Origin of the sequence: Serinibacter arcticus (genome assembly GCF_004786095.1) — a bacterium.
Taxonomy (GTDB): domain Bacteria; phylum Actinomycetota; class Actinomycetes; order Actinomycetales; family Beutenbergiaceae; genus Litorihabitans; species Litorihabitans arcticus.
Map to the genome: position 1 here is coordinate 702,941 of NZ_RHPJ01000003.1, position 13,955 is coordinate 716,895.

A 13,955-nucleotide genomic window follows, 5' to 3' on the forward strand; every position below is an offset into this window, starting at 1 on the left:
CTGCGGCCGCCGCGGGGCGGTCGGTGGGGTCAGTGACCGGCGCCGGCGGGCGCGGGCACGACGTCCTGGCCGATCTCGGCCATGAGGTCGGTGAACCACGGCAGCGTGACGTCGAACGCCTTGCCGCCCGCGATGCGCGGGAACTCGACGGCGCGCAGCTCGTCGCCCCGCTCCTCGTCGTGCCCGATGACGCCGGAGACGCCCGCGAGCGCGGAGTCCACGGCGAGCTCGACCATCGAGGCGATGAGGGCGAGGTCCTCGTCGCTCGCGGCGGCCGAGCGGGAGAAGTAGCCGCTCTTCTGGACCATGGTCTTCTCGGCGCCGACGAGCCCGGCGAACTGCTTGGCGAACCAGGCGCCCGGGTTGATCGTGTCGAGCTGGACGTGGCCGAACGGGTCGCGCTTGACCTCCTCGCCCTTGGCCTCGAGCTCGGCGATGATCTCGGGCACGCCCGCCCCCTCGCTGAGGAAGATGTTCACGTTGCCCTGCTCGTCCATGATCGCCTTGAGACGCTCGGCCTCGGCCGCCAGGTCGATCGCGAGCTCGGGCAGGAAGACGGCGTGGACGTCCCAGCGCTCCTTGCTCAGCCCGATGCTCGGGTTCCACGACGGCTGACCCTCGACCCAGCCGTGGTAGCGGCGCGCGGCCTCGGCCGTCAGCCAGCCGCAGTGCCGACCCATGACCTCGTGCACGATCAGCATGCGCGGGTTGGAGCGGTGCTCGCCGATGATGTTCTGCGCGAACCGGCTCGCCTCCTCGGCCGCCGTGTTGGCGCCCAGGCTCTGACGGATCGGCACGATGTCGTTGTCGATCGTCTTCGGCAGACCGACGACGGTCAGGCCGTAGTCGTGCTCGAGCAGGTACGCCGCGAGGTCGGCGGCCGTGGTGTTGGTGTCGTCGCCGCCGATGGTGTGGAGCACGTCGACGCCGTCGGCCTGGAGCTGCTCCGCGGCCTTCTGCAGCGGGTTCTCACCCTCGGCGACGAGACCGCGCTGGACCAGGTTCTTGGCGTTGGTGAGCTTGACTCGGCTGTTGCCGATCGGGCTGCCGCCGAAGGAGTGCAGCAGGCCGGCGTTGGCGCGCGCCTCGTCGTCGACGACGACCTTCGTGCCGGTCAGCAGCCCGTGGTAGCCGTAGGAGTAGGCGATGATCTCGATCTCGGGGGCGAGCTCGGTGTAGCGCTGGATCAGTCCGCCGACGGCGGAGGAGAGGCAGGGGGCGAAACCGCCCGCGGTGAGCAGGGCGACGCGCTTCACGGTCATGCTGGACCTTCCTGGGGTGTGCTGTCATCGGAACCGGCCTGGCCGGTGGTCGTGGGGCCGTCCGTCTCGGACGGTGCTGAGTCGGACGGCGCGGGCTCGGGGGCCTGCGGGACGTCGGTGTCCGGGGCGGTCCGCCCGCCGGGGGCGTCGGAGGCGGTGTCCGTCGTCTTGCCCGCGGCGATGCGGGCCTTCGCCGTCGCGGCGTACATGTCGACGTACTCCTGGCCGGACAGCCGCATGATCTCGTACATGATCTCGTCGGTGATCGAGCGCAGGACGAACCTGTCGTTCTCCATGCCGCGGTAGCGCGAGAAGTCCATGGGCTCACCCATGACGACCCCGATGCGCTTGAGCTTGGGGATCCGCTTGCCGATCGGCTGAGCGATGTTCGTCCCGATCATCGCGACGGGGACGACGGGGGCTCCGGACTCGAGCGCCAGGCGAGCGACGCCGGTCTTCCCGCGGTACAGGCGGCCGTCCGGGCTGCGCGTGCCCTCGGGGTAGATGCCGAAGAGCCCGCCCTCGGACAACCGGGACAGCCCGGCGTCGAGCGCCGCCTCGCTCGCCCTGCCGCCGGAGCGGTCCACCGGGATCAGCCCGACGCCGCGCATGAACCACGCGATGAAGCGACCCCGCAGGCCCCGACCCTCGACGTAGTCCGACTTGCCGAGGAACACGATCTCCCGCGGCATCATGAGCGGAAGGAAGAACGAGTCGATGACGGCGAGGTGGTTGCTGGCCAGGATCGCCCCGCCCTGGGCGGGGAGGTTCTCCGAGCCCCGGATCCAGGGCTGGTAGGCCACCCGGAGAAGGGTTCCGAGCGTGGCCTTCATGAACCGGTAGAACACACCTGGGACCCTTCGTCGCGACTGGGGTGGGCGGGGGCGGGGCGTGCCGGACGCCCCTGCCGGGGTCGCTCGTGGTGCCCGCCGTCGTCGACCCACCGGACATCACTCTAGAGGGCGGGAGTGCCTAGAGTCGTCGCATGAGCAACCGCGAGGGGCCCGAGGTCGGCCCCGACCCCGACTCCTCGGACGCCTCCGAGCCCGAGAGCACCGGGGGCACCGAGGGCGTGGTGGGGGGTGGCGACGGCGGGGGCGACGACCGGGGCGACGCCGACGACCGGAGCCGCGCGGAGCGCGACTGGGACGCGGAGTGGCGGTCGATCACGTCCGACCTCACCCCGCCGCGCCGGAGCTACCTGGTCTCCGACACCCCGGTGGTCGGCGCGGCCCAGGGACCGCGCGACTACACGCCGACGGAGGATCCGGACGAGGACGCGTTCGTCCCCGTGCCGGTCGAGCACGCGCCGATGGACCGCCTCACCCGGCTGGCCTGGACGGCGATCGTCGCCGGTCCGGTGCTGATGCTGCTCGCCGTCGTCGCGTTCGATCGCGCCCCCACCTGGTACGTCGCCACGTGCCTCGGGATCTTCCTGACCGGGTGCGTCATCGGCTTCACCCGGCTCCCGGCACGCCGCGACGACGACCGGGGCGACGGCGCGGCCCTCTGACCGCCGCCGCGCCCGGCCGCCGCGGGACGCGCCGGCTCAGTCCAGCAGGACCCGGCTCAGGTCGGCCGCGCCGACGACACCGGCGTCGTTCCCGAGGGTCGCCAGGACGACCTCGGGGAGCGGTCGCTGGGCACGGGCGAACAGCTCGTCCTCGAGCACCTGGCGCGCGGGGGCGAGCAGCATGTCACCCGCCTCGCCCACTCCCCCGCCGACGACGTACATGCGCGGGTCGAGCAGCGCCGAGAGCGCGGCCATGCCGGAGCCGAGCCACCGGCCGAGGTCGGCGAGCATCTCGATGGACAGCGGGTCGCCCGCCTTGGCGGCCTGCGTGACGTGCGGTCCCGTGACCCGCTTGGCCTTGCCGCCCGCGAGCTCGAGCAGGGTCCGGGCGCGCTCCGGGTCGGTGGCCAGCGCGGCGCGGGTCTCGCGCACGAGCGCCGAGCCCGAGGAGTACATCTCCCAGCACCCGTCGTGGCCGCAGCCGCACGCGCGGCCGTTCGGGACCATCCGCATGTGGCCGACCTCGCCGCCCGCGCCCGCCGCGCCGCGGACGAGACGCCCGCCCACGACGACGGCGCCCCCGAGACCGGTCCCGACGGTCAGCATCACCATGTCGTTGACGTCGCGCCCCGCACCGAAGCGGAACTCGGCCCAGCCGGCGGCGTTGGCGTCGTTCTCGACGACGACGTCGAGACCCAGCCGCTCCTGCAGCACGTCCTTGAGCGGGTAGTCCCGCCAGGCGAGGTTCGCGGCGAACAGGACCTTGGAGCGCGTGGGGTCGACGAAGCCCGCGGCGGCGACACCGACGCCCGAGACCTCGAAGGACCCGCGCAGCTCCGCGACGGCGTCGACGACCGCGTCCTCGATCTCGCGCGGCTCCTCGGGGTTGGTGTCGCGGCGGGTCGACGCGAGCAGCGTGCCGTCGTCGTCCACCACCCCTGCCGCGATCTTCGTCCCACCGATGTCGATCCCGACGGCGTGCATGGCCAGCTCCTTCGTTGGTGTGCGTGCTGAGGGTGCTCCCGGTTCGCGACGCCCTGGGGGCGCTCACGCCGGGTCCTGCGCGACCCATCCTGGCCCACGACCGGCCCCGGCACGTGCCGGGGACGCCCCTCGGACGGGGCCGCCTCCCGCCGACCCGTCACCGCGACCCGTAGGCTGAGGCACCGGATCGACGCCGCACCGCGGTCCCGCACGCCGCACATCGGACAAAGGAGCCACGATGGACACGACGCGACTCTCGGCCGCACCGGAGGTGCCGGCGACCTTCAGCATCACCGACCTGCTCGAGGACCACCTCGAACGCACCCCCGACGCCGAGCTGTACCGCGTCCCCGAGAACGGTGGCTGGCGCAGCGTCAGCGTCGCGGAGTTCCGGTCGCAGGCGATCGCCCTCGCGCAAGGGCTGATCGCGCAGGGCGTCGCGCCGGGCGAGCGCGTCGGCATCATGTCCCGCACCCGGTACGAGTGGACGCTCGCGGACATCGCGATCTGGTACGCCGGTGCGGTTCCCGTGCCGATCTACGAGACCTCGTCCGTGTCGCAGGCCGCGTGGATCCTGGGCGACTCGGGTGCCGTCGCGGTCATCGTGGAGACCGAGGCGCACGCCCGCGTCGTCGAGCAGGCGCGAAAGGAGGCCACGGACCTCCGGCTCGTCTGGGGCATCGACGCCGGCGACCTCGACGAGGTCGTCGCCTCCGGCGCCGACGTCGACCCCGAGCGCGTGCGCGCCGCCTCCGCCGCGGTCGGCCTCGCCGACCTCGCCACGATCATCTACACCTCGGGCACGACGGGTCGCCCCAAGGGCGCCGAGCTCACCCACGCCAACTTCGTCCTGCTGACCAGGAGCGCCGTGGAGGACCTGACCGAGATCGTGCACCAGGAGGGCGCCTCGACCCTGCTGTTCATGCCGCTCGCGCACGTGTTCGCGCGCTTCGTGGAGATCCTCGCCCTGGCGGGACGCATCCCGCTCGGCCACACGCCGGACCCGTCGGGCATCGTCGCCGACCTCGGGACGTACCAGCCGACGCTGATCCTGGCCGTTCCCCGCGTGTTCGAGAAGGTCTACAACTCGGCGGAGCAGAAGGCCGTCGCTGGCGGCAAGGAGAAGATCTTCGCCTGGGCCTCCCGCACCGCCATCGCCTGGTCGAGGGCGCACGACGACGGCGCCCGACCCGGCGTCGCGCTGCAGCTGCGCTACAAGCTCGCGCACAAGCTGGTGCTGCACAAGATCGAGAACGCGATGGGAGGTCGCCTGACCTACGCCGTCTCGGGCGGCGGACCGCTCGGCGAGCGGCTCGGCCACTTCTTCCGCGGGGTCGGCCTGACCGTCCTGGAGGGTTACGGCCTGACGGAGACGACGGCACCGCTCACGGTCAACGTGCCCGCGAAGGTCAAGATCGGCTCGGTCGGGACGCCGCTGCGCGGCAACCAGCTGCGGATAGCGCCGGACGGCGAGATCCTCGCGCGCGGTGTGGCCGTCTTCCGCGGTTACCACAACAACCCCGACGCCACGGCCGAGTCCGTCGTCGACGGCTGGTTCCACACCGGTGACCTGGGCGAGATCGACGACGAGGGCTACACGCGCATCACGGGACGCAAGAAGGAGATCATCGTGACGGCCGGCGGCAAGAACGTCGCCCCCGCGCAGCTCGAGGACGCGGTGCGGTCCCACCCCCTCGTGAGCCAGTGCCTCGTGGTCGGCGAGGGGCGCCCGTTCATCGCCGCGCTCGTCACCCTCGACGTCGAGATGCTGCCCGGGTGGCTCTCCTCGCACGGCAAGGACTCCCTGACGCCGTCGCAGGCCGTCGACGACCCCGACGTGATCGCCGCGGTGCAGGGCGCGATCGACCGGGCCAACGAGCACGTCTCGCGGGCCGAGTCGGTGCGGACGTTCAAGCTGCTGGACACCGACTTCACGATCGCGAACGACTACCTCACGCCCTCGATGAAGGTGAAGCGCTCCGCCGTGCTGCGCGACCTCGAGGGCACGGTGGACGCGCTGTACGACGGCGCCGCCGCCGCCCGGGGCTGACCGCTGCGGCGGCGGTGCCGCCCGTCCCGGCCGGGCCGGCTGGCGCGCCTGACGGCGATGTCGGAGGCGGCACGTAGGTTCGGCGCGTGACCACGACCCTCGCGCTCCAGCCCTCCCTGCTGGAGGACGGGCTGCCGCTGCACGAGGTCGAGTTCGTCGTCGTCGACCTGGAGACCACGGGTGGTTCGCCGAACGCCGACCGGATCACCGAGATCGGAGCCGTCCGCGTGCGCGGCGGCCAGGTCCTCGGCGAGCTCGGCACCCTGGTCAACCCCGATCGCGCCATCCCGCCCCAGATCACCGTGCTGACCGGCATCACCGACGCGATGGTGGTCGACGCCCCGCGCGTGGAGGACGTCCTGGCGACGTTCATGGAGTTCGCCCGCGGCGCCGTCCTCGTGGCCCACAACGCACGGTTCGACATGGGCTTCCTGCGCGCCGGGTGCGAGCGGATGGGGCTGCCGTGGCCCTCCCCCGTCGTCGTGGACACCGTGGCGCTCGCGCGCCGCGTGGTCACGCGGGACGAGGCGCCCAACCACAAGCTCGGGAGCCTCGCGCGGCTCTTCCACGCGGCCGTCGTGCCGGACCACCGCGCCCTCACCGACGCCCGCGCCACGGTCGACGTGCTGCACGGTCTGCTGGCCAGGCTCGCCCCGCTCGGCGTGACCCACCTCGAGGACCTGGTCACGGCCGCCGACCCCGTCCCCGAGGCCCGGCGACGCAAGGCGACCCTCGCCGACGGACTGCCGAGCGCCCCCGGCGTCTACCAGTTCCTCGACCACACGGGTCGCATCCTGTACGTCGGCACCGCCACCAACCTGCGCACCCGCGTCCGCAGCTACTTCACCGCCGCCGAGAAGCGCAAGCGGATGGCCGAGATGGTCACGATCGCGGCGCGCGTGCACCCGATCGTCTGCGCCACCCCGCTCGAGGCGTCGATCAGGGAGATCCGGCTGATCGCCGAGCACCGGCCCCCGTACAACCGTCGGTCGCGCTCCCCCGGCTCCGAGCCGTGGATCCGGCTGACGGACGAGGCGTTCCCGCGCGCCTCGATCGTGCGCTCCGTCCCGCTCACGCAGACGACCGGCGTCCTCGGACCGTTCCGCACGCGGTCGCAGGCGACGCTGGCGCTCGAGTCGATCCAGTCGGTGTTCGCGCTGCGCGGGTGCACGGACCGGCTTCCCGCACGTCCCGCCGCCGGCGCGACCGCGTGCTCCCTGGCCGAGCTCGGTCGGTGCGCCGCGCCGTGCACGGGCGGGATCGACAGGGCGGGCTACGGGGCGATGGTGGCAGCGTTCGCGGCCTTCTGCGACGGCGAGACGGCGCCGCTCCTGCTGCACGCCGCGCAGCGCATCGGACTGCTCTCGGCCCAGCACCGCTACGAGGAGGCCGCACGGGAGCGGGACCGCTGCCAGGCGCTGCTCCGGGGAGCCCAGCGCGTCCAGCGGCTGCGGGCGCTGCGCACGGAGCAGCTCGTGGCCGCGCGGCCGGGTTCGGGCGGGTGGGAGGTCGTCGTCGTGCGTCACGGGCGGCTCGCGGCCACCGCCGTCGCACCGCGCGCCGCCGACGTGCTGGGGCTCGTCGACGCGATGGTCGCCACGGCCGAGGACGTCCCGGCCCCCACGACGTGGTCGGGTGCGGCCCTCGTGGAGGAGACCGAGATCCTGTCCCACTGGCTCGAGCAGCCGGGGGTGCGCCTCATCGCGCTCAGCGAGGGGCTCGCCCCGTCGCGGCCCGTGCGCGGCGCCGACCACGCCCTCAGCGACCTCGCGTCCCACCTCGGGCTGCCGGCGGTCGAGGTCACGGAGGGCGACGGCGGGACGGCGGAGGTCGGCGCTGCGTAGGCTGCTCGCATGATCACCGCCATCGCCCTCATCGACGCCGACGTCGCCCGCATCCCCGAGGTCTGCGAGGAGGTGGCGGCCATCGAGGGCGTCACCGAGGTCTACTCGGTGACGGGTGACACCGACCTGATCGCGATGGTCAGGGTGCGCCGACACGAGGACTTCGCCGACGTGATCGCGAACCGGATCGGCAAGGTGGCCGGCGTCGTCGCCACGCGCACCTACATCGCCTTCCAGGCCTACTCCCAGCACGACCTCGACCAGGCCTTCGCCATCGGGGCGGACGAGTAGGGGCGAGTCAGTCGGGCCGGCCGCCGCTCGCCAGGACCCAGCGCTCGAGCGAGCTCGCGGCGGCACCGGAGTCGATCGCCTCGCCCGCCACGGCGATGCCCTCGCGCATCCGCGCGACGAGGTCACCCGTGCCCACGAGCGAACCCTCGGCGACCACGGCCGAGGCCGCGCCCAGCACGACGGCGTCGCGCACGGGGCCGACCTCCCCCGCCAGCACGCGCCGCACGACGGCGGCGTTGAACGCGGCGTCGGCGCCCCGGAGGTCCTCGAGCGTCGCCCGGGGCATCCCGAACGCCTCGACCGCGTCGATCTCGTGCTCCCGCACCGTGCCGCCGGCGACCTCCCAGACGTGGGCGGGCGCCGTCGTCGCCCACTCGTCCAGGCCGTCGCCGGAGCGGTAGAGCAGCACGCTGGAGCCGCGCTCGGCGAACACGCCCGCCATCAGGGGCGCCATCCGGGCGTTCGCGACGCCGATCGCGCCCGCGACCGGCCGCGCGGGATTGGTCAGGGGGCCGAGCACGTTGAACACGGTGGGCACCCCGAGGTCGCGGCGCGTGGTGCCCGCGTGGCGCATGGACGGGTGGAACACCTGGGCGAAGGCGAAGGTGATGCCGACCTCGCGGGCGAGCTCGGCCACCCTGCCCGGCGAGACGTCGAGCCGCACGCCGAGCGCCTCGAGCACGTCGGCGGCCCCTGACGCGGACGACGCCGCGCGGTTGCCGTGCTTGACCACGCGCAGCCCCGTGCCGGCGACCACCAGCGCGGCCATGGTGGAGATGTTGACCGAGCGGTGACGGTCCCCACCTGTGCCGACGATGTCGACCGTCCGGCCCTCGACGGGGAGCGGGACCGCCGCGGCGACCATCGCCTCCGACAGCCCGGCGAGCTCCTCGACGGTCTCGCCCTTCGCGGCCAGGGCGATGAGGAGACCGGCGAGCGCGACAGGGGTGACGTCGCCCGCCATCACCTGCTCCATCGCCTCGCGGGCGTCGGAGGCGGAGAGGTCGACGCCGTCGACCAGGTCGCGGATGAGGTCGGGCCAGGCCCTCATGCGGACGTGCGGGCGCGCAGCAGCCCGGCGACCGTGTCGGCCACCTCCATGGGCTTGAGGGGGTAGGGCACCGTGGCGTCCGCCTGGGACCAGGCGGCGATCCAGGCGTCCTGCGCGCGCGCGACCAGGAGCAGCACCGGCGGGGCGTCGAAGTAGCTGTCCTTGATCTCGCGCGCCAGACCGAAGCCGCCCACCTTGGCGGTCTCGCCGTCGAGCACGAGCAGGTCGACGCCGCCCGCGGCGACCGCCGCGAGCATCGCGTCGGGTGTCGCCACCTCGAGCCAGTCGACCATCGGGGTGTCCTTGGAGGCCCGGCGCCCGACGGCGCGGCGCACGGCCTCGCGGGTGCTCGAGTCGTCGCTGTAGAGCACGACGCGCGCGGTCGGCGCGGCTGCGGCGGCGGCGTCGTCACCGGCCCTCGCGACCCCCCGGGCGACGGACGTGGCGGGCGGCGCGACACGGGGCTCGGTGCTCATCACCCGACTGTAGTGCGCACCGCTCGTGGCGCGCTGGCCGACGGCCCGCAGCACGGGCCGGACGGCTTTTCTTACACGCGACGCGGACGCGTCAGATCGCCCCGCGGCCGCCAGGACGACGGCGGTCGCCGGAGGGCCGATTCCTGCGGGAACACGCCGCTCGCGGCAACCGTTCGCGGGCCCGGACGCGACCGTTCGCCATACTGGTGAGGTGTCAACCCATGCCGCCACCGCACCCAGCGCCCACGTGAGTGTCGACCGACCGAACATGACCCAGGTCGGCACCATCGTGTGGCTGTCGAGCGAGCTCATGTTCTTCGCCGGCATGTTCGCGATCTACTTCACGCACCGCAGCGTGTCCGACCCCGCCGAGTGGGCGGCCGCGACGGACCTGCTGAACATGCCGCTCGTCGTCATCAACACCACGATCCTGATCCTGAGCTCGTTCACGTGCCAGTTCGGCGTGATCGCGGCCCAGCGCCACCAGGCCCGCCGGACCGGCAGCCTGCTGAACGTGCGCGGCTGGGGCCTGCAGGAGTGGTTCACCCTCACGTTCATCATGGGCGCGGTGTTCATCGGCGGGCAGATCACGGAGTACGCCGAGCTCGTCGAGCACGGCCTGATGATCTCGAACTCCTCGTTCGGCACCGTCTTCTACCTGACCACCGGCTTCCACGGCATCCACGTGGTCGGTGGGCTCATCGCCTTCCTGTTCGTCCTCGGGTCCTCCTTCGTCGCCGGCCGGTTCGGCCACCGCGAGGAGGTCCGCGCCCACGTGGTCTCGTACTACTGGCACTTCGTCGACGTCATCTGGGTCGCGCTGTTCTTCGTCATCTACTTCCTGAAGTAGTCCGGCCATGACCGCACCCACCTGCTCAGCACCGCCCATCCACGACAGAAACGAGGACACACCGTGGTGAAGGCCCTCGCCTCCGCGCGACGCCACCGGTTCGCACCCGTCGTCCTGATGCTCTTCGCGCTCCTCGCGGTCGGCGGCATCTACGCCGTCGCCGCCCCCCAGGCCGCGGTCGCCGACTCGGCGAGCCAGGACGACGTCACGGAGGGCGAGAAGCTCTTCCAGGCGAACTGCGCCAGCTGCCACGGCCCCTCGGCCGAGGGCCGCACCGACGTCGCCCCCTCGCTGATCGGCGTCGGCGCCGCCTCGGTCCACTTCCAGGTGAGCACCGGCCGCATGCCGATGGCCGCCAACGCCCCGCAGGCCCCCGAGAAGGGCGTCCAGTTCAGCACCGAGCAGACCGCTCAGCTCGCCGCCTACGTCGCCTCCCTGGCTCCCGGACCGGCCATCCCCGACGGTGAGCAGGTCGACCCCGCGCTCGGTGACGCCGCCAACGGCATGCTCGTGTTCCGCACGAACTGCGCCATGTGCCACAACGCCGTCGGTGCCGGTGGCGCCCTGAGCGAGGGCAAGTACGCGCCGTCGCTCTTCAACTCCACACCGACCGAGATCTACGAGGCCATGCTCACCGGCCCGCAGTCGATGCCGGTGTTCAACGACGAGAACATCACGCCCGAGGCCAAGCGCGACGTCATCGCCTACCTCATGGAGCAGCGCGCCGACGACTCCTCCCCCGGCGGCGCCAACCTCGGCGCCATCGGCCCGGTGTCCGAGGGCATGTGGGTGTGGATCATCGGCATGGGGGCGCTCATCGGCGCCTCGGTCTGGATCGGAGCCAAGTCCTCATGAGCGACCTGACGAAGTCGGAGCACGTCACGCCCCCGGGCGCGTCCGACCCGTTGTCCGTGGGTGAGAGGGAGCTCGACCGCTTCCCCAACCCCGGCCTGCCGGAGCACAAGCACCGGCTCTCCGACGAGTCCGAGGCCGGCTCCAAGCGCGTCGAGCGTCAGATCGTCATCCTGTTCGTCCTGTCCCTGCTCGCCTCGATCGGCGGTGTCGTCGGGTACTTCGCGTTCCCGGTCGGCGTCACGCTCGGCAGCGTGCAGGCCTCCACGCTGAGCATCGGTCTCGGTCTCGGCGTGGGCATGCTCGGCATCGGCATCGCGGCGGTCCACTGGGCCAAGGCGCTCATGTCCGACGTCGAGCAGGTCGACGAGCGGCACGCCCAGCGCAGCGACGACGCCACGCGCGCCGCCGCCGTCCAGGCTCTCAAGGACGGTGCCGACGACTCGCGCATCGCCCGCCGCCCGGTGCTGAAGGGTGCCCTCGTCTCGGCCGTCGCCGTCGCCCCGCTCGCCTTCGTGGTGCCGCTGGTGGGCAACCTCGGCGGCGACTGGAACGTCAGCAAGTTCCGCTACACCATGTGGGGTCCGGGCGTCCGTCTGGCGCGCGACCCCGACGGCGGACTGATCCGCCCCGAGCAGGTCACCATCGGTTCCGTCTGGCACGTCATCCCCGACGGCCTCCTCGGCTCCGAGCACATGCTGGAGGAGAAGGCCAAGGCCGTCGTCCTGATGGTCCGGATGAACCCCACCGAGCTCACGGAGGCGCCCGAGCGCGCCGACTGGTCGTGGGACGGGATCGTCGCCTACTCCAAGGTCTGCACGCACGTCGGTTGCCCCGTGGCGCTGTACGAGCAGCAGACCCACCACCTGCTGTGCCCGTGCCACCAGTCCACGTTCGACGTGTCCGACGGCGCCAAGGTCGTCTTCGGTCCCGCGAAGCGTGCACTTCCTCAGCTGCCCATCACGGTCGACGACGAGGGTTACCTCGTCGCTCGGAGCGACTTCACCGAGATGGTCGGCCCCTCCACCTGGGAGCGCGAGCGCTACACCGATCTCCCGGTCTCCGACGAGGAGAAGGCCCATTGAGCACCACCACCCCGCTCGCCAAGGCTGCCGGCGGAACCGCCGACTTCTTCGACACCCGCGTGGGTGCCGGAAAGATGGTCAAGGAGTTCGCCAGGAAGGTCTTCCCCGACCACTGGTCGTTCCTCCTCGGTGAGATCGCGCTGTACAGCTTCGTCGTCCTGCTCCTGACCGGCACGTTCCTGACGATGTTCTTCGTCCCGAGCATGACCGAGGTGCACTACCCCGAGGACGCCCTCCCCGTCGCGATGCGCGGCGTGGAGATGTCCGAGGCGTTCGCCTCCACCCTGAACATGTCCTTCCACGTCCGTGGCGGCCTGCTCATGCGCCAGATCCACCACTGGGCGGCCCTGCTGTTCATGGCGTCGATCGTCACGCACATGATGCGCGTGTTCTTCACGGGCGCGTTCCGCAAGCCGCGCGAGCTGAACTGGGTCGTGGGCTTCACGATCCTGATCCTCGGCCTCGCCGCCGGCTTCACCGGCTACTCCCTCCCGGACGACGTCCTGTCGGGCAACGGTCTGCGGATCACCGACGGCGTCGTGAAGTCGATCCCCGTGATCGGTTCCTACATGTCCTTCATGATCTTCGGCGGCGAGTTCCCCGGCACCGAGATCATCCCGCGCCTGTTCACGGCGCACATCCTGCTCGTGCCCGCGCTGATCCTGGCGCTGATCGCGGTGCACCTCGTGCTCATCGTGGTCCACAAGCACACGCAGTACCCCGGCCCGGGCCGGTCGAACCGCAACGTCGTCGGGTACCCCCTGTTCCCGGTGTACGTGGCCAAGGCCGGCGGCTTCTTCTTCGTCGTCTTCGGCGTCCTGGCGATCATGGGCGCAACGCTCGCGATCAACAGCGTGTGGGCCTACGGGCCCTACGACCCCTCCCCCGTCGGGGCGGGCGCTCAGCCCGACTGGTACATGCTCTTCCTCGAGGGTTCGCTGCGACTCATGCCGGGCCAGCCGGAGTTCGTGATCGCGGGTTACACCATCTCGCTGAACGTGCTGATCCCGGCCGTCGTCATCCCGGGCCTGCTGTTCACGGCCCTGGCGGCCTACCCGTTCCTCGAGGCCTGGGTCACGGGCGACAAGCGCGAGCACCACGTGCTCGACCGTCCGCGCAACGTCCCGACCCGCACCGGTGTCGGCGTCGCGATCCTGACGGCGTTCATCATCCTGGTGCTCGCCGGCTCGAACGACATCCTGGCCACGCACTTCAACCTGTCGATCAACTCGATCACCTGGGTCTTCCGCTTCCTGTTCTTCGCGGGTCCGGTCATCGCGTTCATCGTCACGAAGCGCCTGTGCCTCGCCCTTCAGCGCCGTGACCGCGAACTCGTGCTCCACGGTCACGAGACGGGCCGCGTCGTGCGGTTCGCCTCGGGCGAGTACATCGAGGTCCACCAGCCGCTCACCGACCACGAGCGCTGGCTGCTCGTGGGTCACGAGCCGGTTCGCCCGCTCGAGATCGGCCCGGGCGAGAACGAGCGCGGGGTCGCCCGTCCCGCGTACAAGAAGGCCGTCCGACGCTCCAAGCTGTCGAACTTCTTCTTCGCCGACCGCGTCGAGCCGGTCACGCCGTCGGAGCTCGCTGCGTCCCACGGCCACGGCGAGCACGAGGAGATCGAGTCCGCCGAGAGCAACGAGGGTCTGCTGACCAACGCGAGCACGCGCGGCTGATCGTCTCACTGCACGAAATTC

13 protein-coding genes are annotated in these 13,955 nt (G+C 71.9%); 8 read left to right on the forward strand and 5 right to left on the reverse strand.

What is annotated here, in order from left to right; all coding sequences use genetic code 11:
- Positions 1–29: 29 nt before the first annotated feature.
- A complete protein-coding gene (locus SERN_RS12250) occupies positions 30–1,262 on the reverse strand; it encodes a pyrophosphate--fructose-6-phosphate 1-phosphotransferase (protein WP_135850370.1) in 1,233 nt (410 codons plus the stop codon).
- Positions 1,259–2,110 carry a lysophospholipid acyltransferase family protein gene (locus SERN_RS12255; protein WP_233251658.1) on the reverse strand — a complete coding sequence of 284 codons (852 nt, stop codon included), beginning with the start codon at positions 2,108–2,110 and terminating at the stop codon, positions 1,259–1,261. The genes SERN_RS12250 and SERN_RS12255 overlap by 4 nt, the downstream gene beginning before the upstream one ends.
- 137 nt (positions 2,111–2,247) lie before the next feature.
- Here SERN_RS12255 and SERN_RS12260 point away from each other — a divergent pair, with 137 nt between their 5' ends.
- A complete protein-coding gene (locus SERN_RS12260; protein ID WP_135850371.1) occupies positions 2,248–2,775 on the forward strand; it encodes a hypothetical protein in 528 nt (175 codons plus the stop codon).
- A 36-nt stretch (positions 2,776–2,811) separates the two neighbouring features.
- Here the strand turns inward: SERN_RS12260 and SERN_RS12265 are convergent, their stop codons facing one another.
- Positions 2,812–3,759, reverse strand: coding sequence for an ROK family glucokinase (locus SERN_RS12265; RefSeq protein ID WP_135850372.1), 948 nt, complete (start codon positions 3,757–3,759; stop codon positions 2,812–2,814).
- A gap of 238 nt (positions 3,760–3,997) precedes the next feature.
- Between SERN_RS12265 and SERN_RS12270 the strand changes: the two genes are divergently transcribed.
- From SERN_RS12270 to SERN_RS12280, 3 genes are all read left to right on the forward strand, one after another.
- Positions 3,998–5,809, forward strand: a complete 1,812-nt coding sequence (locus SERN_RS12270; protein ID WP_135850373.1) for an AMP-dependent synthetase/ligase — start codon at positions 3,998–4,000, stop codon at positions 5,807–5,809.
- 86 nt (positions 5,810–5,895) lie between these two features.
- A complete protein-coding gene (locus tag SERN_RS12275; RefSeq protein WP_135850374.1) occupies positions 5,896–7,653 on the forward strand; it encodes a DEDD exonuclease domain-containing protein in 1,758 nt (585 codons plus the stop codon).
- A gap of 9 nt (positions 7,654–7,662) precedes the next feature.
- Positions 7,663–7,944 (forward strand): Lrp/AsnC family transcriptional regulator, encoded by a 282-nt coding sequence (locus SERN_RS12280; protein WP_135850375.1) that lies wholly within the window; start codon positions 7,663–7,665, stop codon positions 7,942–7,944.
- Positions 7,945–7,951: 7 nt separating this feature from the next.
- On the opposite strand, the gene trpD is transcribed toward SERN_RS12280, so the two are convergent.
- Positions 7,952–8,995 (reverse strand): anthranilate phosphoribosyltransferase, encoded by a 1,044-nt coding sequence (gene trpD / locus SERN_RS12285; protein ID WP_135850376.1) that lies wholly within the window; start codon positions 8,993–8,995, stop codon positions 7,952–7,954.
- Positions 8,992–9,471, reverse strand: a complete 480-nt coding sequence (locus tag SERN_RS12290; protein WP_233251659.1) for a response regulator transcription factor — start codon at positions 9,469–9,471, stop codon at positions 8,992–8,994. The genes trpD and SERN_RS12290 overlap by 4 nt, the downstream gene beginning before the upstream one ends.
- A 211-nt stretch (positions 9,472–9,682) precedes the next feature.
- On the opposite strand from SERN_RS12290, the gene ctaE reads away from it, so the two are divergent.
- The 4 genes from ctaE to qcrB all read left to right on the forward strand — a co-directional run bounded on the left by ctaE (position 9,683) and on the right by qcrB (position 13,934).
- Positions 9,683–10,321, forward strand: a complete 639-nt coding sequence (gene ctaE, locus SERN_RS12295) for an aa3-type cytochrome oxidase subunit III (RefSeq protein ID WP_456300116.1) — start codon at positions 9,683–9,685, stop codon at positions 10,319–10,321.
- A 66-nt stretch (positions 10,322–10,387) separates the two neighbouring features.
- Positions 10,388–11,176 carry a cytochrome bc1 complex diheme cytochrome c subunit gene (qcrC, locus tag SERN_RS12300; RefSeq protein WP_135850564.1) on the forward strand — a complete coding sequence of 263 codons (789 nt, stop codon included), beginning with the start codon at positions 10,388–10,390 and terminating at the stop codon, positions 11,174–11,176.
- Positions 11,173–12,258 carry a cytochrome bc1 complex Rieske iron-sulfur subunit gene (qcrA, locus tag SERN_RS12305; RefSeq protein WP_135850378.1) on the forward strand — a complete coding sequence of 362 codons (1,086 nt, stop codon included), beginning with the start codon at positions 11,173–11,175 and terminating at the stop codon, positions 12,256–12,258. Before qcrC ends, qcrA begins: the two co-directional genes overlap by 4 nt.
- Entirely contained in the window at positions 12,255–13,934 is a 1,680-nt protein-coding gene (qcrB, locus tag SERN_RS12310; protein WP_233251660.1) for a cytochrome bc1 complex cytochrome b subunit, read from the forward strand. Before qcrA ends, qcrB begins: the two co-directional genes overlap by 4 nt.
- The last annotated feature ends 21 nt before the right edge of the window (positions 13,935–13,955 follow it).